This is a genomic window from Citrobacter sp. Cu233 (genome assembly GCF_030332225.1).
Lineage (GTDB): Bacteria > Pseudomonadota > Gammaproteobacteria > Enterobacterales > Enterobacteriaceae > Citrobacter.
Genome location: NZ_JAOWIF010000028.1, coordinates 271,853 through 291,883, shown reverse-complemented (window position 1 = coordinate 291,883; position 20,031 = coordinate 271,853). Strand labels below are relative to the sequence as shown.

The window sequence follows — 20,031 nt, the reverse complement described above, 5'->3', positions numbered from 1 at the left end:
CCGGATGGCATATTTCGTCGCCCGACGAAGCAAGCATGACTATTAGCGTACAAACTGGCTTATCTTCTATTGCGGGAAAGTGAAGAATGGCCAATGTATATGCGTATGATTTCTCCCTGGTGATAATGATTGCCGCAACCTTTGTGTTGGCGGGGATGGTGAAAGGCGTAACGGGCATGGGTTTGCCCACGGTGGCGATGGGGATACTCGGATCGCTGATTTCTCCGGTCGCGGCGGCGGCGATGCTGCTGTTACCCTCTCTGATTAGCAATCTGTTTCAGTTTGGCGGCGGTGGTAATACCGGCCGATTGCTGCAACGATTGTGGCCTATGCTGCTGGCGGTGGTGATTGCCACTTTGCTTGCCAGTGTCTGGATCACCGGGGGCGACACAACCCGGACCCAGTTTGCGCTAGGCATAGCTCTGGTTGCCTATGCCATCTGGACGCTGATGGGAAAAAAAATTACCGTGGACCCGCAGCGTGAAAAACCCTTTTCCCTTGTCGTTGGATTTGTGACCGGTTTATTGACGGGGGGAACGGGGGGATTTGTCATGCCCGCCGTGCCATGGATCCAGTCTTTGGGCTTTGAAAAGGATGAATTGGTGCAGGCGCTTGGCATTTCGTTTACGTTTTCGACGCTGGCGTTAGCACTTGGCCTGTGGTGGCACAATGCATTGCCCATTCAGTCGCTGAGCTTATCGGCTTTTGCCATTCTTCCTGCGCTACTGGGACAATGGATAGGGACGCGTGTGCGGCGAGTGATTTCTCCTGTGGTGTTTAAACGCTGTTTTCTGTTCTGCCTGGTGGGGCTGGGAGTGGAGATGATGCTGCGCGCCGCGTCAGTCTCGCTGTGACTTTACGCCAGTTTCATGCCATCGTAATTCAGAAGGTTAACGCCAAAGGAGGTGCTATGGCATCGGTGATACTGCACGAAGAAGAGGGTGAACTGGAGTCGCAAATGGCGCTCACTGCGGCAGTGATGGCGGATAAATCGCGTTCGCGTATGCTGTGTGCTTTGATGGATGGGCGCGCCTGGACCGCAACCGAACTTAGCGCGGTGGCGGACGTGTCAGCCTCGACGGCCAGTGCGCATCTGGCGCGTCTGTGCGAACAACGATTTGTTGTGGCGTTAGCCCAGGGGCGGCATCGTTATTTTCGCCTCGCAGGAACGGAGATCGCCGAACTGCTGGAACGTTTGATGGGGGTGGCATGGGCAACATCAACGCCACGAAAAATTACCACGCCGATAAACCTGCGGCATGCGCGAACCTGCTATGACCACCTTGCGGGCGAAGTGGCAGTGAGGCTTTTTGATACCCTGGTTGCCCGGCAGTGGTTAACACCGGATGGCGAAACTCTAACCGATCTGGGGCAGGAAAAACTGGCAGAAATGGGGATTGTCCTTTGTGCTGGTGTGACCCGACGAAAGATAAGCTGCGGCTGTCTGGACTGGAGTGAGCGACGTTATCATCCTGGCGGCGTGCTCGGTGCCACGTTGCTGAGCTGGTTTAGCGAACAGAAGTGGATTAAAACGCAGACAGGTAGCCGGCATGTCACCTTTACCCCACTTGGCGTGCGCAAACTTCAGACGGAGTTTGGCATTCAAACGACTCGGTAGATCCCCCATTTTTGCGAAAGCGTTCCCGGAAAAATGTCATATATCTGTCACACTCTGTAGTGATTGATAACAACAAGAGGTCGTAGGGATGAAAAAATCGTTAATCGCCACCGCCGTGGCGGGGGCTGTATTGCTGTCAACGGCTGCACAGGCGCAGACGGCACCGGAAGGTTATCAGCTTCAGCAAGTATTGATGATGAGCCGACATAACTTACGTGCACCTTTAGCCAATAATGGCAGCGTTCTCGAGCAGTCCACCCCCAAACCGTGGCCGGAGTGGGATGTCCCTGGCGGACAACTCACCACTAAGGGCGGCGTGCTGGAAATTTATATGGGCCATTACATGCGTGAATGGCTGGCAGAACAGGGCATGGTGAAATCCGGTGAATGTCCGGCACCGGGCACGGTTTACACCTATGCTAACAGCCTGCAGCGGACAGTAGCGACGGCGCAGTTTTTTGTCACGGGGGCTTTCCCGGGGTGTGACGTTCCGGTCCATCATCAGGAAAAAATGGGGACCATGGACCCCACTTTTAACCCGGTGATCACCGATGATTCTGCGACATTCAGTCAGCAGGCTGTTCAGGCGATGGAGAAAGAGCGCAGCCAGATGCAGCTCGGCGAGAGTTACCAGCTGCTTGAGCAAATGACAAACTACAAAGACTCGCCGTCCTGCAAAGAAAAACAGCAGTGTTCTCTGACCGATGCGAAAGACACATTCAGTGCGAAGTATCAGCAGGAGCCAGGTGTTTCCGGGCCGCTGAAGGTGGGGAATTCGCTGGTTGATGCTTTCACCTTGCAATATTACGAGGGCTTCCCGATGGATCAGGTCGCCTGGGGGGAGATCACATCTGATCAACAGTGGAAGGTACTGTCGAAGCTGAAAAATGGTTATCAGGACAGCCTGTTCACCTCTGCGGAAGTGGCGAAAAATGTCGCCAAACCGTTGGTCAAATATATCGATAATGCGTTGGTGACTGAACGGGCGAAAGCGCCGAAAATTACGGTGCTGGTGGGGCATGACTCGAACATTGCTTCATTGCTCACGGCACTGGATTTTAAACCGTATCAGCTCCATGACCAGAACGAACGCACGCCTATTGGCGGCAAAATTGTCTTCCAGCGCTGGCATGACAGCAACACAAATCGCGATCTGATGAAGATTGAGTATGTGTATCAGAGTGCGCAGCAACTGAGAAATGCGGAGGTTCTGACGCTCAAATCACCGGCCCAACGTGTGACGTTGGAACTGAAAGGTTGTCCGATTGATGCTAATGGCTTTTGCCCAGTTGATAAATTCGATAGCGTACTGAATGAGGCTGCTAAGTAAGCAAAGAAAACTCCCCCGCGCAAACGGGGGAGTCAGAATGCTAAACGTTTTTGCGTTCGATAGTCTGTTCACCCCAAAAGAGTGAATCTTTGTCAGTTTTCTCAAAGGCTTTGATCAGTACCTCATCGCTACCTTCTTCCCAAATCTTTTCCGCCATCTTTTCGTCATAGTGGGCGACTTCAAAAATGGCTTCGGCTATTTCTGGCGATGTGTTGCGCAGACTTGCCCATTCGCCGACGCGATGGGCTTTCGCTTCTTGAGTTGGCATTCGAATCCTCCTGTTGAAGATTAGCCGTTGAGTTTTACTGCCAGACCTGCGACATATTCACCCTGATAGCGGGCGATAGATAACTCTTCCTGACTTGGCTGTCGGGAGCCGTCACCCCCGGCAATGGTGGTTGCGCCGTACGGCGTACCGCCACGAACTTGTGAGACATCAAACAGTTCTTGCGCCGCATAACCAATGGGAACAATCACCATCCCGTGGTGGGCAAGCGTTGTCCAGGTTGATGTAATGGTTTGTTCCTGACCGCCGCCAGTTCCTGTTGAACTGAATACGCTGGCGAGTTTGCCGTAAAGGCCGCCAGATGCCCACAGTCCGCCGGTCTGATCCAGGAAGGTACGCATCTGACCTGACATGTTGCCAAAGCGCGTGGGAGTACCAAAAATAATGGCGTCGTAATCAGCCAGTTCCTGCGGGGTTGCGACTGGTGCGTTTTGTGTTTTACCGCCTGCTTTCAGGAAGATTTCAGGCTGCATTGTCTCTGGCACACGCTTAATAATGACTTCCGCGCCATCTACCTTATTTGCGCCTTCTGCGACTGCATGGGCCATGGTTTCAATGTGTCCGTACATGGAATAATAAAGCACCAGAACTTTTGCCATTTTACACTACTCCTCGAGTTAACCGTGTCCGTAGCGATTCGCTACCTCCCTTTAAAGATATGACGTACGGCCAGGAGTGCAAATTTCACAATCACTTCTTTGATTTATAACAATTTTTATAACAACTGTTTTTGTTGCAAAATGATACATTTTTAACCTCGCGGAATTTGCTAACCATAAGAAAGAGTTATTGATTTCATGCCGCGATTATTAACCTCTTGCGGCCATTCCTGTTGCAGGATATTACAGTTCGCCGGTTATCCGGTTACTCTTCACTATGCTTAATCCCACGCAGTAAAAATCAGGGCACGGCCCATGCGCTGCGTGAGGTATCACTCCTCAGTACCTATGCAATATGATGGCTAATCAATGACGGAGGTCAGTAATGGCAAACCATCGGGGCGGTTCCGGCAACTTTGCGGAAGACCGTGAAAGAGCATCAGAAGCAGGTCGAAAAGGTGGCCAGCACAGCGGGGGCAACTTCAAGAATGACCCGCAACGCGCTTCAGAAGCAGGCAAAAAAGGGGGCAAGAATAGCCACGGCAATAACAAATCGTAATTGTTGGGCTGTCTGTTAGATATATCGTGACGGCTGAGTGTTCAGAGACAGACGTTACGTCGCCACCGCCGCCGGGTCGTTCCGGCGGTTTTTTTTGTCTGCAAGGTTGAACTGTAACAAAACGCAACGCAGACTAATGACATTCAGCTAATCGGGTGTCTCATGTCATTACTTTCTCGTTATTCCTTTTCTGTTAAACCCCAGGAGGCGATCCTCATTGTGATCACCATGTTCTGGGGCGGAACGTTTTTGGCTGTGCAATATGCTGTCACGCTGAGCGGTCCCTTTTTCTTTGTCGGCGTGCGCTTTGCTACAGCGGCACTGGCTGTGGCGTTGCTGTCAGTGCATACCTTGCGTGGGCTGACATGGCTGGAAGTCAAAGCCGGGGTGGCGATTGGCGTAGCGATTGCGCTGGGTTATAGCCTGCAAACCTGGGGACTACAGTCTATTCCCAGCAGTAAGTCGGCATTCATTACTGCGATGTATGTACCACTGGTACCGCTGTTGCAGTGGTTGTGTTTGGGACGCGTGCCTGGGTTGATGCCGTGCGTCGGTATTGTATTGGCCTTTATCGGATTGATGTTTCTTGCCGGGCCGGATGGCAATGTATTGGCGCTCGGTGAAGGGGAGTGGATCACACTTGTGGGCGCGGTGGCAATCGCGGCAGAAATTATCCTGATCAGCGCATGGGCTGGAAAAGTGGATGTACGTCGGGTCACGGTGGTGCAACTGGCAACCGCTTCTGTGGTGGCGTTTATTGCGATGGGGCCGGCAGGTGAGTCTGTACCTCCCATGTCGACGGGGTTGCTGGTCGTGGCATTAGGATTGGGCATTTTTAGCGCGATTATCCAGGTTACCATGAACTGGGCGCAGCGCAGCGTTTCGCCGACACGCGCAACGGTAATCTATACCGGTGAGCCTGTATGGGCGGGAATTTTTGGTCGACTCGCAGGAGAACGCCTGCCGCTGCTTGCTCTGTTGGGGGCGGCATTCATTATCATTGGCGTACTGGTCAGTGAACTGAAGTTCAAAAAGAAGAAAGCCGTCCAGCAGGAGGCTCCGCCCGAGTCGCTTTAATTTAACTTTTCAGTGTGCGATTTGTTATGCTGGCGCCCTCAGAACAAGGAGAGGGCGCATGGCTCAAGGCGCAGAGAAAAAAACAGGTAAACGCTCGCAGGCCGTGAGCGCGAAACGCCAGGCTATCTTAACCGCGGCATTAAATATCTTTTCCCAGTATGGAATTCATGGCACGCGTCTGGAGCAGGTTGCGGAACTGGCGGGGGTGTCTAAAACGAATCTGCTTTATTACTACCCTTCTAAAGAGGTGCTCTATATTGCCGTATTGCGCCAGATCCTTGATATCTGGCTGGCACCGCTGAAGGCCTTTCGCGAGGACTTTGCACCGCTGGTGGCGATTAAAGAGTACATCCGACTCAAACTGGAAGTGTCCCGCGATTATCCTCAGGCATCGAGACTGTTTTGTATGGAAATGCTGGCGGGAGCCCCTCTGTTGATGACGGAGTTAACGGGCGATCTCAAAACGTTGATTGACGAGAAATCCGCATTGATTGCCGGATGGGTTAGCAGTGGAAAACTGGCGCCGGTTGACCCGCATCATCTGATTTTTATGATTTGGGCTTCAACGCAACATTACGCTGACTTTGCCCCACAGGTAGAGGCAGTGACGGGCGCAACGCTGCGTGATGAAGCCTTTTTTAACCAAACGGTGGAGAGCGTACAGCGAATGATTATTGAAGGGATCCGTGTGCGTTAGTTGGCGGGTGGTAATGGGCAACTTAAATCGCCCTCTTCACATTGCAAGAGGGAGGCGAGAAATGCTTCTCGCTCGTTGGTTTTGTCCGTTAAACACTGGCTGGTGATCATCGACTGTATACTGCCGCCCTCCGTGCCTGAACTGATCAATGCGCAGTCTGCATCTCGCAGGGTAATCCATGCGACCTGTGCTTTTTTCAATAAATCACGTTGGGTGGGGGCGGCGCGCTTCAGTGCATTCTGATAAGTATCATTTAGCTTTGTGTCGGCCGTCTTATACTGCTCAGCGGCGCAGGTATTCATTTCAATCTGGTTGTTTGCGTTTGCGCAGTCATCCGCCAGCGCGTGACTGCTTAGCAGCAGTGCTGCACATGTCAGTACAATTCGTTTCATGCTTCCCTCTGGCTTAATAATAAAGGCCCCGTTACCGGAGCCTTAATTAACCACACCCTTAGCCGATTGTCATCAGGCTGGCATTCCCACCTGCCGCGGCGGTATTCACGCTCAGCGAACGTTCAATATACAGCCTCTCCAGCAGGATATTGCTCTCGCCGCGGGCAAATCCTTGTACCGAAACAATCGCACCTTCCCGTGCCGCTACCGATTCGCACAGTGCGCGTAGCTGGTCAGAATCGCCGTGGAAGATAACGGCATCGAACGGCTGCGCGGTGAGGGTGTCTGCTTTGGCAAACTGGATGCGCCCGGAAACAGCAGCAGGCAGGCGTTTTGCCAGCTCGCGGTGGAAAGCATCATCCTGCCACAGGATTGAGCTACCCACAGAGGCCACGGCGGCGATCTGCACCAGCGCGTCCTGCTCATTATCGGCCATACACAGCACACGTTCACGCGGCAACAGCGTCCAGGTGTTACGTTCTCCGGTTGGTCCTGGCAGCAAACGCTGGGTTCCGGCCTGTGCCAGTTCGGCAAACTGTTGGCACAGCGCATGCAATGTCGGGCGATCGGCTGCCCATTCAGTGAGCGCTTCAAGCGGTTGAGCCAGCGCTGATTTAAGCTGTGCATCGACAGGGTAATCGGCATCCTGGCGGGCCAGCGTGATGGCCAGCGCATTTTCCGGACGGTTAGCCAGCAAGCGGTACAGATACAGTGGGCCACCGGCTTTCGGACCGGTTCCTGACAATCCTTCGCCACCAAATGGCTGCACGCCGACCACTGCGCCAACCATATTACGGTTGACGTACAGGTTACCCACGTGCGCCGAGCCGGTGACCTGAGCGATGGTTTCATCAATACGAGTATGTACACCCAGCGTCAGGCCGTAACCGGAGGCATTGATCTGCTCAATCAGATTGCCAAGGTTATTACGGGTGTAACGCACCACGTGCAACACCGGGCCGAACACCTCTTTTTGTAGCTCATCAAAGCTTTCCAGCTCAATCAGCGTCGGTGCAATAAAGGTCCCGCTTTGCCATTCACGCGCATCGTCGCTGTTCTCACGCACCGCCTGGAACACCGGACGTCCTTTGGTGCGCATGGCCTGAATATGACGTTCAATATTGGCTTTGGCTTCTTTATCAATAACCGGCCCAATATCGGTGGTCAGACGGCCTGGGTTACCCATACGACATTCTGCCATCGCGCCGCGCAGCATTTTCAGCGTGTGGTCGGCGATGTCGTCCTGTAGGCACAGGACGCGCAGTGCCGAGCAGCGCTGTCCGGCGCTGTCAAAGGCAGAGGCCAGCACATCCACCACAACCTGTTCCGTCAACGCGGAGGAGTCGACGATCATGGCGTTCATCCCGCCTGTTTCAGCGATGAGCGGAATTGGACGACCCTGAGCATCCAGACGGGTAGCAATATTTCGCTGCAACAGCGTGGCGACTTCCGTTGAACCGGTGAACATCACGCCGCGCACGCGCTCATCGGAGGTGAGTTGCGCCCCGACGGTTTCGCCCTGGCCTGGCAACAGTTGCACCACGCCCGGTGGTACACCGGCTTCCAGTAAAATAGCGATGCCTTGTGCGGCAATCAGCGGGGTTTGTTCTGCCGGTTTTGCCAGTACGCTGTTGCCTGCGGCCAGCGCGGCAGCAATCTGCCCGCTGAAAATGGCCAGCGGGAAGTTCCACGGGCTGATGCAGACCACCGGGCCGAGCGGACGATGCGTTTCGTTATCAAAATCATCGCGGACTTGTCCGGCGTAATAATGCAGGAAATCGACCGCTTCGCGCACTTCCGCAATGGCGTTGCTGAAGGTTTTACCCGCTTCACGCACCAGAATGCCAATAAGTTGCTGCATCTGGCCTTCCATCAGGATGGCGGCGCGATGCAGAATGGCGGCACGTTCTTGTGGCGGCGTCGCAAACCAGATAGGGGCACTATTGACGGCGCTCTGTAGCGCCTGCTCCACTTCAGCGTGAGTCGCTTCTCGCACGTAGCCCACAATGTCTTTCGGCTCAGCTGGGTTAACCACGGGCATCATTTCGCCATCGGCTACCGGATGCTCCAGAATCGGTTTCGCGTGCCATTTTTGCAGTGCGCTATTGAGCAGGGCAGAGGACAGCGAGGCCAGACGATGTTCGTTCGCCAGATCCAGCCCTGCGGAGTTTTCGCGCCCCTTGCCGTACAGGTCGCGCGGCAGTGCAATCTTCGGATGCGGCAGGCCAGCCTGACCTTCCTGCTGCGCCATTTTTTCCACGGCTTCGACCGGGTCGGCAACCAGTTCATCCAGCGGCAGAGTGGTGTCGGCAATACGGTTAACGAACGAAGTGTTGGCACCGTTTTCCAGCAGACGGCGCACCAGGTACGCCAGCAACGTTTCATGTGTGCCAACGGGGGCATAAATACGGCATGGGCGGTTGAGTTTACCGTCTGCGACTTTGCCGGTAACCTGTTCGTACAGTGGTTCACCCATACCATGCAGACACTGAAATTCGTACTGGCCCGGATAGTAGTTTTGGCCTGCTAACTGATAAATTGCCGCCAGCGTATGCGCGTTGTGGGTAGCGAACTGCGGGTAGATCAGGTTTGGTACGGCGAGCAATTTTTTCGCGCAAGCCAGATAGGAAACGTCGGTGTACACCTTACGGGTATAGACCGGATAGCCTTCCAGACCGTCCATCTGTGCACGTTTGATTTCACTATCCCAGTACGCACCTTTAACCAGACGGATCATCAGGCGACGGCGGCTACGGGTTGCCAGGTCGACCAGGTAGTCGATGACGTACGGGCAGCGCTTCTGGTAGGCCTGAATAACAAAACCGATCCCGTTCCAGCCGGCCAGTTCGGGCTCAAAACACAGTTTTTCCAGCAGATCGAGGGAGATCTCCAGTCGGTCGGCTTCTTCGGCGTCAATATTAATGCCGATGTCATACTGACGTGCCAGCAGGGTAAGCGACTTCAGGCGCGGATAAAGCTCATCCATCACGCGGTCATACTGCGCACGGCTGTAACGTGGGTGCAGTGCAGACAGTTTGATGGAGATCCCCGGGCCTTCATAAATACCGCGTCCATTTGACGCTTTACCAATGGCATGGATCGCCTGCTGGTAGGAGACCATATAGGCCTGGGCATCGGCGGCGGTCAGCGCAGCCTCACCCAGCATGTCATAGGAGTAGCGGAAGCCTTTCTCTTCCAGTTTACGAGCGTTAGCCAGCGCTTCTGCAATGGTTTCTCCGGTGACGAATTGCTCACCCATCAAGCGCATCGCCATATCGACACCTTTGCGCACCAGCGGTTCGCCACTCTTACCGATGATGCGGTTCAGCGAGCGTGAGAGGTTGGCTTCGTTATGGGTCGAGACGAGTTTACCGGTAAACAACAGTCCCCAGGTTGCCGCATTGACGAATAACGACGGGCTGCGACCAATGTGCGACTGCCAGTTGCCGTTGCTGATTTTGTCGCGGATTAGCGCATCGCGGGTGGCTTTGTCGGGAATACGCAGCAGCGCTTCAGCCAGACACATCAGCGCGACGCCTTCCTGTGAGGAAAGGGAGAATTCCTGCAACAGTCCCTGGACCATGCCGGCACGCCCGCTGGCCGTCTTTTGGTTGCGCAGTTTATCTGCCAACTGATAGGCCAGTTTATGGGCCTGCTCTGCGACAGGTTGCGGGAGACGCGCCTGCTCCATCAACATTGGCACCGCATCGGTTTCAGCACGGCGATATGCAGCGGTAATGGCCGCTCGGGAAACAGACTGCGGCAGGATCTGCTCTGCAAATTCAAGGAAAGGCTGGTGCGCTTCATTTTGTTGCGCAGTGGATTCCTCGCTCTCATTTGCTGCACCCGCCAGCAGGGCAGGCAGCTCCGGAAGCGCATCGTCATTTTCCAGTCTTTCGAGATAATTAAAGATGGCCTGCTTGATAAGCCAATGCGGCGTGCGATCGATTCGTGATGCGGCTGTTTTAATCCGCTCGCGCGTGGCGTCGTCCAGTTTAACCCCCATCGTGGTGGTTCCCATGCCATTTACTCCTGTTGTACTGAAATACGGGGCTGATAGTTACCGAGAAATATCCACCATGTTGCAACTTTGTGCAACCGTGTTAAATGTGACTTGGTTTGCAGGCTTGAAAATGAATGAAATGTTAATGAAGATGACGTTTATAACGAGGACTGTAAAAAACGCAGAATCTTTTTCTCTGCGGTAGTTAACACTTTTTAAAGGTGCAACCAGAAAAAGTGTGAGAGAGTGCAACCTACAGAAAAATGCTATCTACTCGAGATCAAAATTGATGTAAATGGTGTGTTAAATCGATTGTGAATGACCATCGCTTCCGGCAGCATACGGTCGCCCTGGTCAATATAGATATCTTTGCCACGTTCCGGCAGGGTAATAAAACGGCAAGCCACGGCATTGCCGATACATAATTTTGGAGAGTTTTGATGGCTATTAGCACACCGATGTTAGTCACATTCTGTGTCTATATTTTTGGCATGATATTGATAGGGTTTATTGCATGGCGTTCGACCAAAAACTTTGATGATTATATTCTGGGTGGACGCAGTCTGGGGCCGTTCGTAACGGCGTTATCCGCTGGGGCATCCGACATGAGCGGCTGGCTGCTGATGGGGCTACCAGGTGCGATTTTCCTGTCCGGAATTTCAGAGAGTTGGATCGCTATCGGCCTGATATTAGGGGCCTGGATCAACTGGAAGCTGGTGGCCGGGCGTTTACGTGTACACACCGAATACAATAACAACGCACTGACGTTGCCGGATTACTTTACCGGCCGTTTTGAAGATAAAAGTCGTATCCTGCGAATTATCTCTGCACTGGTTATTCTGCTGTTTTTCACCATCTATTGTGCTTCAGGTATTGTGGCAGGGGCGCGTCTGTTCGAAAGCACCTTTGGCATGAGCTATGAAACGGCGCTATGGGCGGGGGCTGCTGCTACGATCATTTACACCTTTATTGGTGGCTTCCTTGCGGTGAGCTGGACCGATACCGTACAGGCCAGCCTGATGATCTTCGCCCTGATCCTGACGCCGGTGATGGTCATTATTGGTGTCGGCGGATTTGAAGACTCGCTGGAAGTGATTAAGCAAAAGAGCATTGAAAACGTCGATATGTTCAAAGGGCTGAACTTTGTCGCCATCATCTCACTGATGGGCTGGGGATTGGGTTATTTCGGTCAGCCGCATATCCTGGCGCGCTTTATGGCTGCCGATTCCCACCATAGTATTGTCCACGCACGTCGCATCAGTATGACCTGGATGATTCTGTGTCTGGCTGGCGCTGTTGCCGTTGGTTTCTTCGGTATTGCTTACTTCAATAATAACCCGTCGCTGGCTGGTGCGGTTAACCAGAACGCCGAGCGCGTGTTTATTGAACTGGCGCAGATCCTATTCAACCCGTGGATTGCCGGTATTCTGTTATCTGCGATCCTCGCAGCGGTGATGTCGACGCTGAGTTGCCAGTTGCTGGTGTGCTCCAGTGCCATCACTGAAGATTTGTACAAAGCGTTTCTGCGTAAAAATGCCAGCCAGAAAGAGCTGGTATGGATTGGGCGTATCATGGTGCTGGTCGTGGCGCTGGTGTCCATCGCGCTGGCGGCAAACCCAGAGAACCGTGTGCTCGGTCTGGTGAGTTACGCCTGGGCGGGCTTCGGTGCGGCGTTTGGCCCGGTTGTACTGTTCTCCGTCATGTGGTCGCGTATGACCCGTAACGGCGCGCTGGCAGGGATGGTCATTGGCGCAGTGACGGTTATCGTCTGGAAGCAGTTTGCCTGGCTGGGTCTGTATGAAATCATCCCAGGCTTCGTGTTTGGTAGCATCGGGATTGTGGTCTTCAGTCTGTGGGGTAAAGCGCCATCAGCAGCAATGCAGAAACGTTTTGCCGAGGCTGATGCTCATTACCATTCAGCACCGCCGTCGCGTTTGCAGGAAGAATAATCGCGGTATTGCTTTCAAAGCCCGCCGCGAGGGCAACCCAGTTCAGTTCAGCATAATGACACCGATAAATTCACCATTATGCTGATAAGGGAATCACGTTGTAGGCCGGATAAGCGAAGCGCCATCCGGCCTACCGCTCGCCAAAACCCTGGAGTGATCAGCATTAACCACCGAGCTGGCTTTGTGATGTCTTCCATCCCTTCAATCCGATGTGCAATAACTGTTACTTAGCTAACTGTTTACATTAAGTCATCATTCTCAAAACATTCTGCTTGAGTTTTTCCTTGCTGTAATGATAATCACTATCAGTGTAATTTACTTTTCTTTGCACCAATTGACTGAGAATAACGTTAAAGGGTACTTCGCATGTTTGTTCCATTTTTAATTATGTTGCGCGAAGGGTTAGAGGCCGCGCTGATTGTCAGCCTGATTGCCAGCTACCTGAAACGGACTCAGCGTGGTCGCTGGATTGGCGTGATGTGGATTGGTGTGTTGCTGGCGGCGGCGCTGTGCCTCTCGCTGGGAATTTTCATCAATGAAACCACGGGCGAATTCCCGCAAAAAGAGCAGGAGCTATTTGAAGGTATCGTGGCACTTATTGCCGTGGTGATCCTGACCTGGATGGTCTTCTGGATGCGTAAAGTATCGCGCAACGTCAAAGTTCAACTGGAACAGGCTGTCGATAACGCGCTACAGAAAGGCAATCATCATGGCTGGGCGCTGGTGATGATGGTCTTTTTTGCCGTCGCCCGTGAAGGGCTGGAGTCTGTCTTCTTTCTGCTGGCGGCATTTCAGCAGGATGTGGGTATTTGGCCGCCGCTAGGAGCGATGCTGGGTCTGGCAACCGCCGTTGTACTGGGCTACCTGATTTACCTCGGCGGGATCCGCCTCAATCTTGGAGCTTTCTTTAAGTGGACCAGTCTGTTCATTTTGTTGGTTGCCGCAGGTCTTGCTGCGGGGGCCATTCGTGCATTCCACGAAGCTGGGTTATGGAATCATTTCCAGGACGTGGCGTTTGATATGAGCAGTGTTCTGTCAACGCATTCGCTGTTTGGCACATTGATGGAAGGGATCTTCGGCTATCAGGAAGCGCCAAGCGTTAGTGAAGTTGCTGTCTGGTTTATCTATCTGATTCCGGCATTGATTATGTTTGCTCTGCCACCTCGTTCAGGCACTACGGCATCAAGGACCGCACCCTGATAAAACGTGATGCAAGAATATCATTTAATTACAACATACTTTTTATAGGGATGGGTCATGACGATTAATTTCCGCCGTAATGCGCTGCAGTTGGGTATTGCCGCGCTGTTTACTTCTGCTTTTACCGCTCACGCAGCTGATATCCCGCAGGTAAAAGTCACGGTAAATGACAAACAGTGTGAACCGATGACAATCACGGTGAATGCCGGGAAGACTCAGTTCATCATTCAGAACCACAGTCAAAAAGCGCTGGAGTGGGAGATCCTCAAAGGCGTGATGGTGGTCGAAGAGCGGGAAAACATTGCGCCCGGTTTTAGCCAGAAAATGACGGCTAACTTGCAGCCGGGTGAATATGATATGACCTGCGGTCTGCTGACCAACCCGAAAGGCAAGCTGATCGTGAAGGGGACTGCAACGGCAGATGCCGCGCACAGCGATGCGCTGCTGAGCCTGAGTGGTGCAATTACTGAATACAAAGCTTATGTAACGGCAGAAACCGCGCAACTGGTGACTGGCACGAAAGCCTTTACGGATGCCATTAAAGCGGGCGATCTGGAGAAAGCCAAATCCCTGTATGCGCCAACGCGTCAGCATTATGAACGTATTGAGCCGATTGCCGAATTGTTCTCCGACCTCGATGGTAGCATTGATGCACGTGAAGATGATTATGAGCAAAAAGCTGCCGATCCGAAATTTACTGGCTTCCACCGTTTGGAAAAAGCGCTGTTTGGCGATAACTCCACCAAAGGCATGGAAAAGTATGCTGACCAGCTGAATACTGACGTTATCGATCTGCAAACGCGTATTAGCGAACTGGCTTTTCCACCGTCTAAAGTAGTTGGTGGTGCGGCCGGACTGATTGAAGAAGTCGCAGCCAGCAAAATTAGTGGAGAAGAAGATCGTTACAGCCACACCGATTTGTGGGACTTCCAGGCTAACGTTGATGGCGCGCAGAAAATCGTCGATCTCCTGCGCCCTCAGTTGCAAAAATCCAATGCCGGGCTGTTGGCAAAAGTGGATGCGAACTTCAAAAAAGTTGATAGCATCCTGGCTAAATATCGCACCAAAGACGGTTTTGAAACCTACGACAAACTGACCGATGCCGACCGTAACGCTCTGAAAGGACCTATCACGACGCTGGCGGAAGATCTGTCTCAATTACGCGGCGTACTGGGTCTGGATTAAGCATCATGCAGCAAGATAATGAAAACGGCGTGAGTGAACCGTCACGCCGACGTTTACTGAAAGGGATGGGGGCGCTGGGTGGGGCACTGGCGCTGGCGGGCGGATGCCCGGTCGCTCACGCGCAAAAACCGCAAAGTGCGCCGGGAACACTGTCACCTGATGCACGCAGTGAGAAACAACCGTTTTATGGCCAGCACCAGGCCGGGATCCTGACGCCGCAGCAAGCCTCAATGATGCTGGTGGCGTTTGATGTGCTCGCCAGCGATAAAGCTGACCTTGAGCGTCTGTTTCGTTTACTGACCCGCCGTTTTGCATTTCTGACCACCGGCGGCCCGGCGCCAGAAACGCCGAATCCACGTTTACCGCCAATGGATTCCGGTATTCTGGGGGCATACATCGCGCCGGATAATCTGACGATGACGCTGTCAGTGGGATCTTCACTGTTTGATGATCGTTATGGTCTGAAAGCACTGATGCCAAAAAAACTGCAAAAAATGACGCGTTTTCCGAATGACTCACTGGATGCGGCGTTATGCCATGGTGATTTGCTGTTGCAGATTTGCGCCAATACGCAGGACACCGTTATCCATGCGCTGCGCGATATCATTAAGCACACGCCGGATCTACTCAGCGTGCGCTGGAAACGTGAAGGGTTTATCTCTGATCATGCCGCACGCAGTAAAGGTAAAGAGACTCCCGTCAATTTGCTGGGATTTAAGGATGGAACCGCGAATCCCGACGCTGCCGATACAACGCTGATGCAAAACGTGGTGTGGGTCACTGCCGAACAGGGAGAACCGGCATGGGCACAAGATGGTAGCTATCAGGCCGTCAGGCTCATCCAGTTTCGCGTGGAATTCTGGGACCGTACGCCGCTTAAAGAGCAGCAAACGATTTTCGGCCGCGATAAACATACCGGCGCACCGCTGGGAATGCAGCACGAGCATGATGTGCCGGATTACGCCAACGATCCCGAAGGCGAGGTGATTGCACTCGACAGCCATATTCGTCTGGCGAACCCGCGCACGAAAGAAACAGAGACCAGCCTGATGATGCGTCGTGGGTACAGCTATTCGCTTGGCGTGACCAATTCCGGGCAATTGGATATGGGATTGTTGTTCGTTTGCTATCAGCACGACCTGGAAAAAGGGTTTCTGACGGTTCAGAAACGCCTGAACGGTGAAGCGCTTGAGGAGTATATCAAACCTATTGGTGGGGGCTACTTCTTTGCTTTACCTGGTGTCAAAACCGCTGACCACTATCTGGGACAAGCCCTGCTCGAAGCATGATGATTGTGCCCCGCAGCGCTGCGGGGCATTTCCTGACATTCTGATGAATGAAAAAATTATTTTTCATGATCGGCGGCGACTGAAATAATTCTGTCATCTCTCTGCAAGAGACTGTTGCTGGCGATAAGATGAAATTAAGTTAACAACAAGTAAAAATATTGTTGCATTAACGAAAGGTTATGATGTAATTATAAGTAATAGCGGTAGTTCCCGGCGGTGATAGTCATTCACTATGGAGATCGCGAATGGAAAAGTCCTGTACTGGACACGTCTCTCAAAGTTATTGCAGTCCCTTACGCGGACGTTTCTCTTCCGGTAGCCATCTCGTCACCGTTAAATCTCTCTCCCTTTCACTTCTTATCCTTGTAACTGACACCCTGTACGGTGCGCGTAGCCGTGTATGGCGTCTTATCCGAAGGCAGGCAATGGCTTACAAGGAAGCCAACCCTCAGATGTTCGTGCGCATAATCGTGCCGCCAACGGCGCGTGTGATGTATACCTACAACTCAAGGTGCTATCCATGGGAAGACAAAAAGCAGTGATCAAAGCTCGTCGCGAAGCAAAACGTGTGCTGAGGCGGGATTCGCGTAGCCATAAACAGCGCGAAGATGAATCGGTCACCTCGCTTGTGCAGATGGGCGGCGTAGAAGCGATTGGTATGGCGCGTGATAGCCGCGACGCCACACCGATCACGGCGCGAAATGAAGCTCAGGCGCACTACCTGAATGCTATCGAGAGTAAGCAGCTGATATTCGCCACGGGCGAAGCCGGGTGTGGTAAAACCTGGATCAGCGCGGCGAAAGCAGCAGAAGCTCTGATCCACAAAGATGTGGACAGGATCATTGTAACCCGTCCAGTTCTGCAAGCTGATGAAGACCTCGGCTTCTTACCTGGGGATGTTTCCGAGAAATTCGCTCCCTATTTTCGTCCGGTTTATGACGTGCTGGTAAAACGTCTGGGAGCTTCTTTTATGCAATATTGCCTGCGACCTGAGATTGGTAAGGTAGAAATCGCGCCGTTCGCGTATATGCGGGGACGTACATTTGAAAATGCCGTTGTTATTCTGGATGAGGCACAGAATGTGACTGCTGCGCAAATGAAGATGTTTTTGACTCGCCTCGGAGAGAATGTGACGGTAATTGTGAATGGGGATATTACCCAGTGCGATCTCCCCGCTCATGTTCGTTCAGGGCTAAGCGATGCGCTGGCCCGTTTCGAAGAAGATGACATGGTTGGGATCGTTCGATTCAACAAAGATGATTGCGTTCGCTCGGCACTGTGTCAGCGGACGCTCAATGCTTACAACTGATCTGCTCTGCGTCTTCAAGGCCCGGGAAACCGGGCTTTGTTTTTTGTACCACTATGAGCACAACTGACTGATGGCGTGGCTGACATTGTGGGTGAGGTCAGGTGTTCGCGTTGTATCCCGCATGGGAACATAGCAATAAAAAAGCCGCTGGTCGCGGCTTTTTAAACAAGACAGAGATTACTGTGGGAACCACTGGTCACTGATTTTCTGGTACGTGCCGTCAGCTTTGATCGCGGCCAGCGCATTGTTCAGTTTTTCCAGCAGTGCTTTATTATCCGGGCGAACAGCAATACCAAGACCCGTACCAAAGTACTGCGGATCGGTGACTTTTGCCGTTGCAGTACCTAACTGTGGATTGGTTTTCAGCCACTCATTGACGACGGCAGTGTCGCCAAATACGCCATCAATACGGCCGTTTTTCAGGTCGATGATGGCATTCTGATAGCTGTCGTAGGCCACGGTTTTTACTTCAGGATGTTTGTCCTGCAGGTATTTTTGGTGCGTGGTACCGTTCTCCATCCCAATACGTTTACCTTTCAAGTCATCAAAGCTTTTATAGGTGTCTTTCTTCGCAATTACCAGCGCTGAGTTGGCATAGTACGGCTGGGTGAAGGAAACCTGCTTGCTACGTTCAGGCGTGATGTCCATACCGGAAATCACCGCATCATATTTTTTGAATTTCAGCGCGGGGATCAGGCTGTCGAAAGCATGATTAGTAAAAGTACATTCAGCCTGCATTTGTTTGCACAATGCTGTTGCCAGATCGATATCAAAACCGACAATTTTATTGCTGGCGTCCAGTGATTCGAATGGTGGATAGGTTGCTGATACACCGAAACTAATCTTATCAGCAGCTGCGGCGCCAGCGGCGAAAGTAGCAAGTAATGCGGCCAGTACTAACTTTTTCATGGTGGAACTCCCGTCTGTCAATCTTATGATTATTTACCGTGTCTGCGGCGTGGATTCACAATGCCATTTAATGAATTTGTATGCAATAAAAATGATTAAATATTTTTCCATGCGTAAAAAAAGACGGACAATTTAGAATGTTGTCCGTCTTTATATTTTTGCTTTATGCACATTTGCCGGATGACGGTGCTAGCACCTTATCCGCCAACATTGGCGCATAAACCGTAGCGCCATCGACTTAATTCCGGTGTTCAAACGCCAGGGCTTTACGTTCGATTAAGCGCATCATCAACGTCAGCAAGCCATTGACGATCAGGTAAATCACGCCAGCGGCACCAAAGACCATGACGTCATAGGTACGGCCGTACAGCAGTTGGCTGTAGCCCATGACTTCCATCAGTGTGATGGTGTACGCCAGTGAGGTACTTTTAAAGACCAGTACCACTTCGTTGGAATACGAGGAGAGGGCGCGTTTAAAGGCATACGGCAGCAGAATGGCCAGCGTATCCTTTTTGCTCATTCCCAGCGCACCACAGGACTGCCACTGGCCTTCCGGGATTGCTCGAATCGCACCGTAAAACAGTTGCGTGGTATAGGCCGCACTGTTTAAGGACAGTGCGATTAACGCGCACAGCCATGGTTCGGACAGCAAATGCCAGAGCACTGGATATTCCTGCAGCGCAGGGAACTGCCCTGGTCCGTAGTAAATCAGGAATATTTGCACCAGCAGCGGTGTACCGGTAAACAACGTGATATAGGCGCGAACCAGCCATACCAGTACCGGCGTTTTCAGTGTCAGGATAACAGTGAAAACCAACGCCAGAACCAGAGCCACCACAATCGAGGCGACCGTCAGCGTCAGGCTGGTGTGCAGCCCTTTCAGTAGTTCAGGTAAATACTCAAGCATTAGCCTGGTCTCCGCTCAAAACGTGTCGCGCGCAGGTCAATGCGTTTGAGAATGTACTGACTCACCAGCGTAATCACCAGGTAAATAGCCGCCGCGACGATGTACCAGGTAAAGGGTTCCTGAGTACGGGTCGCAATGCTCTTCGTTTGTAGCATCAGATCGTTCACGCTGATGAGGCTAACCAGCGCGGTATCTTTCAGCAACACCAGCCACTGGTTACCCAGACCCGGCAGGGCATGGCGCCACATTTGCGGCATCACCAGGCGAAAGAAAATCGCGGTTTTAGATAAACCCAGCGCCTGGCCTGATTCCCATTGTCCAATCGGAACCGCTTTCAACGCACCGCGCAGCGTTTGTGAGGCATAGGCTGCATAAAGCAGTGACAGCGCAATCACACCGCACAGGAAGGGGCTGACGTCGAAGTTTTCAATCTGCATCTGAACGGGGATTTGTACGAACCCAAGGTTGATTGTAAAGCCATCGGCCAGCGTAAGCAGCAGTTGAGAGGAACCGAAATAGATAAACAGAACGACCAGAATTTCTGGTAACCCGCGCAGGATAGTGACCAGCGCTGAACCTGCCCATGCCACCGGACGCCATTTTACAGACTCCCAGACGGCAAAGAACATGGCGAGCGCAAGGCCAATAATCAGCGCACAAACGGCAAGGCCGACGGTCATCCCGGCGGCGCTTGCTAAAGGAAAAAATTCATTCATCAAATA

Annotated in this window: 18 protein-coding genes; 11 read left to right on the top strand and 7 right to left on the bottom strand. The window is 52.5% G+C overall.

Features of this window, described 5'->3' with window-relative positions; translation table 11 throughout:
- Positions 1-86 precede the first annotated feature (86 nt).
- From OGX95_RS02195 to agp, 3 genes are all read left to right on the top strand, one after another.
- Positions 87-854, top strand: coding sequence for a sulfite exporter TauE/SafE family protein (locus OGX95_RS02195; protein ID WP_286628163.1), 768 nt, complete (start codon positions 87-89; stop codon positions 852-854).
- Positions 855-910: 56 nt separating this feature from the next.
- Positions 911-1,618 (top strand): ArsR/SmtB family transcription factor, encoded by a 708-nt coding sequence (locus tag OGX95_RS02190; protein ID WP_286628162.1) that lies wholly within the window; start codon positions 911-913, stop codon positions 1,616-1,618.
- Positions 1,619-1,706: 88 nt separating this feature from the next.
- On the top strand, positions 1,707-2,948 hold the full coding sequence (gene agp / locus OGX95_RS02185) for a bifunctional glucose-1-phosphatase/inositol phosphatase (protein WP_286628161.1): 1,242 nt from the start codon (positions 1,707-1,709) through the stop codon (positions 2,946-2,948).
- A gap of 40 nt (positions 2,949-2,988) precedes the next feature.
- Here the strand turns inward: agp and OGX95_RS02180 are convergent, their stop codons facing one another.
- The gene (locus OGX95_RS02180; protein WP_271441331.1) at positions 2,989-3,216 is read right to left on the bottom strand and encodes a YccJ family protein; all 228 of its coding nucleotides are present in this window, start codon (positions 3,214-3,216) and stop codon (positions 2,989-2,991) included.
- A gap of 20 nt (positions 3,217-3,236) precedes the next feature.
- Positions 3,237-3,833 carry an NAD(P)H:quinone oxidoreductase gene (gene wrbA, locus OGX95_RS02175; RefSeq protein WP_003832057.1) on the bottom strand — a complete coding sequence of 199 codons (597 nt, stop codon included), beginning with the start codon at positions 3,831-3,833 and terminating at the stop codon, positions 3,237-3,239.
- A gap of 385 nt (positions 3,834-4,218) precedes the next feature.
- Here wrbA and OGX95_RS02170 point away from each other — a divergent pair, with 385 nt between their 5' ends.
- The 3 genes from OGX95_RS02170 to rutR all read left to right on the top strand — a co-directional run bounded on the left by OGX95_RS02170 (position 4,219) and on the right by rutR (position 6,166).
- Positions 4,219-4,392, top strand: coding sequence for a con-10 family general stress protein (locus OGX95_RS02170; protein ID WP_003036022.1), 174 nt, complete (start codon positions 4,219-4,221; stop codon positions 4,390-4,392).
- Positions 4,393-4,554: 162 nt separating this feature from the next.
- Positions 4,555-5,469: a DMT family transporter gene (locus OGX95_RS02165; RefSeq protein WP_286628160.1), complete on the top strand. Its 915-nt coding sequence runs from the start codon at positions 4,555-4,557 to the stop codon at positions 5,467-5,469.
- A 58-nt stretch (positions 5,470-5,527) separates the two neighbouring features.
- On the top strand, positions 5,528-6,166 hold the full coding sequence (rutR, locus tag OGX95_RS02160; protein WP_271441333.1) for an HTH-type transcriptional regulator RutR: 639 nt from the start codon (positions 5,528-5,530) through the stop codon (positions 6,164-6,166).
- Here the strand turns inward: rutR and OGX95_RS02155 are convergent.
- Together OGX95_RS02155 and putA are read right to left on the bottom strand one after the other, a co-directional pair.
- On the bottom strand, positions 6,163-6,558 hold the full coding sequence (locus OGX95_RS02155; protein ID WP_286628159.1) for a lysozyme inhibitor LprI family protein: 396 nt from the start codon (positions 6,556-6,558) through the stop codon (positions 6,163-6,165). The two genes, rutR and OGX95_RS02155, sit on opposite strands and share 4 nt — an antisense overlap.
- A 58-nt stretch (positions 6,559-6,616) precedes the next feature.
- Complete coding sequence (gene putA, locus OGX95_RS02150; protein WP_286628158.1) at positions 6,617-10,579, bottom strand: trifunctional transcriptional regulator/proline dehydrogenase/L-glutamate gamma-semialdehyde dehydrogenase; 3,963 nt, start codon at positions 10,577-10,579, stop codon at positions 6,617-6,619.
- 422 nt (positions 10,580-11,001) lie between these two features.
- Here putA and putP point away from each other — a divergent pair, with 422 nt between their 5' ends.
- The 5 genes from putP to phoH all read left to right on the top strand — a co-directional run bounded on the left by putP (position 11,002) and on the right by phoH (position 17,493).
- Positions 11,002-12,510 carry a sodium/proline symporter PutP gene (gene putP, locus OGX95_RS02145; protein ID WP_286628157.1) on the top strand — a complete coding sequence of 503 codons (1,509 nt, stop codon included), beginning with the start codon at positions 11,002-11,004 and terminating at the stop codon, positions 12,508-12,510.
- Between the two features lie 366 nt (positions 12,511-12,876).
- Positions 12,877-13,710, top strand: coding sequence for an iron uptake transporter permease EfeU (gene efeU, locus OGX95_RS02140; protein WP_271441337.1), 834 nt, complete (start codon positions 12,877-12,879; stop codon positions 13,708-13,710).
- Between the two features lie 57 nt (positions 13,711-13,767).
- Positions 13,768-14,895: an iron uptake system protein EfeO gene (gene efeO / locus OGX95_RS02135; RefSeq protein WP_286628156.1), complete on the top strand. Its 1,128-nt coding sequence runs from the start codon at positions 13,768-13,770 to the stop codon at positions 14,893-14,895.
- Positions 14,896-14,900: 5 nt separating this feature from the next.
- Positions 14,901-16,184, top strand: a complete 1,284-nt coding sequence (gene efeB / locus OGX95_RS02130) for an iron uptake transporter deferrochelatase/peroxidase subunit (protein WP_286628155.1) — start codon at positions 14,901-14,903, stop codon at positions 16,182-16,184.
- 520 nt (positions 16,185-16,704) lie between these two features.
- The gene (gene phoH, locus OGX95_RS02125; RefSeq protein WP_199954506.1) at positions 16,705-17,493 is read left to right on the top strand and encodes a phosphate starvation-inducible protein PhoH; all 789 of its coding nucleotides are present in this window, start codon (positions 16,705-16,707) and stop codon (positions 17,491-17,493) included.
- Between the two features lie 177 nt (positions 17,494-17,670).
- Here the strand turns inward: phoH and artJ are convergent, their stop codons facing one another.
- The 3 genes from artJ to artQ all read right to left on the bottom strand — a co-directional run bounded on the left by artJ (position 17,671) and on the right by artQ (position 20,025).
- Complete coding sequence (artJ, locus tag OGX95_RS02120) at positions 17,671-18,402, bottom strand: arginine ABC transporter substrate-binding protein ArtJ (RefSeq protein WP_271441340.1); 732 nt, start codon at positions 18,400-18,402, stop codon at positions 17,671-17,673.
- Between the two features lie 238 nt (positions 18,403-18,640).
- Positions 18,641-19,309: an arginine ABC transporter permease ArtM gene (gene artM / locus OGX95_RS02115; protein ID WP_137382221.1), complete on the bottom strand. Its 669-nt coding sequence runs from the start codon at positions 19,307-19,309 to the stop codon at positions 18,641-18,643.
- Positions 19,309-20,025 (bottom strand): arginine ABC transporter permease ArtQ, encoded by a 717-nt coding sequence (gene artQ, locus OGX95_RS02110; RefSeq protein ID WP_286628154.1) that lies wholly within the window; start codon positions 20,023-20,025, stop codon positions 19,309-19,311. Before artQ ends, artM begins: the two co-directional genes overlap by 1 nt.
- Between the last annotated feature and the right edge of the window lie 6 nt (positions 20,026-20,031).

Bases quoted from the DNA above. Each gene is read 5' to 3' on its own strand.
- OGX95_RS02195 (WP_286628163.1), top strand. From the start codon at position 87: ATGGCCAATGTATATGCGTATGATTTCTCCCTGGTGATAATGATTGCC.
- OGX95_RS02190 (WP_286628162.1), top strand. From the start codon at position 911: ATGGCATCGGTGATACTGCACGAAGAAGAGGGTGAACTGGAGTCGCAA.
- agp (WP_286628161.1), top strand. From the start codon at position 1,707: ATGAAAAAATCGTTAATCGCCACCGCCGTGGCGGGGGCTGTATTGCTG.
- OGX95_RS02180 (WP_271441331.1), bottom strand. From the start codon at position 3,216: ATGCCAACTCAAGAAGCGAAAGCCCATCGCGTCGGCGAATGGGCAAGT.
- wrbA (WP_003832057.1), bottom strand. From the start codon at position 3,833: ATGGCAAAAGTTCTGGTGCTTTATTATTCCATGTACGGACACATTGAA.
- OGX95_RS02170 (WP_003036022.1), top strand. From the start codon at position 4,219: ATGGCAAACCATCGGGGCGGTTCCGGCAACTTTGCGGAAGACCGTGAA.
- OGX95_RS02165 (WP_286628160.1), top strand. From the start codon at position 4,555: ATGTCATTACTTTCTCGTTATTCCTTTTCTGTTAAACCCCAGGAGGCG.
- rutR (WP_271441333.1), top strand. From the start codon at position 5,528: ATGGCTCAAGGCGCAGAGAAAAAAACAGGTAAACGCTCGCAGGCCGTG.
- OGX95_RS02155 (WP_286628159.1), bottom strand. From the start codon at position 6,558: ATGAAACGAATTGTACTGACATGTGCAGCACTGCTGCTAAGCAGTCAC.
- putA (WP_286628158.1), bottom strand. From the start codon at position 10,579: ATGGGAACCACCACGATGGGGGTTAAACTGGACGACGCCACGCGCGAG.
- putP (WP_286628157.1), top strand. From the start codon at position 11,002: ATGGCTATTAGCACACCGATGTTAGTCACATTCTGTGTCTATATTTTT.
- efeU (WP_271441337.1), top strand. From the start codon at position 12,877: ATGTTTGTTCCATTTTTAATTATGTTGCGCGAAGGGTTAGAGGCCGCG.
- efeO (WP_286628156.1), top strand. From the start codon at position 13,768: ATGACGATTAATTTCCGCCGTAATGCGCTGCAGTTGGGTATTGCCGCG.
- efeB (WP_286628155.1), top strand. From the start codon at position 14,901: ATGCAGCAAGATAATGAAAACGGCGTGAGTGAACCGTCACGCCGACGT.
- phoH (WP_199954506.1), top strand. From the start codon at position 16,705: ATGGGAAGACAAAAAGCAGTGATCAAAGCTCGTCGCGAAGCAAAACGT.
- artJ (WP_271441340.1), bottom strand. From the start codon at position 18,402: ATGAAAAAGTTAGTACTGGCCGCATTACTTGCTACTTTCGCCGCTGGC.
- artM (WP_137382221.1), bottom strand. From the start codon at position 19,309: ATGCTTGAGTATTTACCTGAACTACTGAAAGGGCTGCACACCAGCCTG.
- artQ (WP_286628154.1), bottom strand. From the start codon at position 20,025: ATGAATGAATTTTTTCCTTTAGCAAGCGCCGCCGGGATGACCGTCGGC.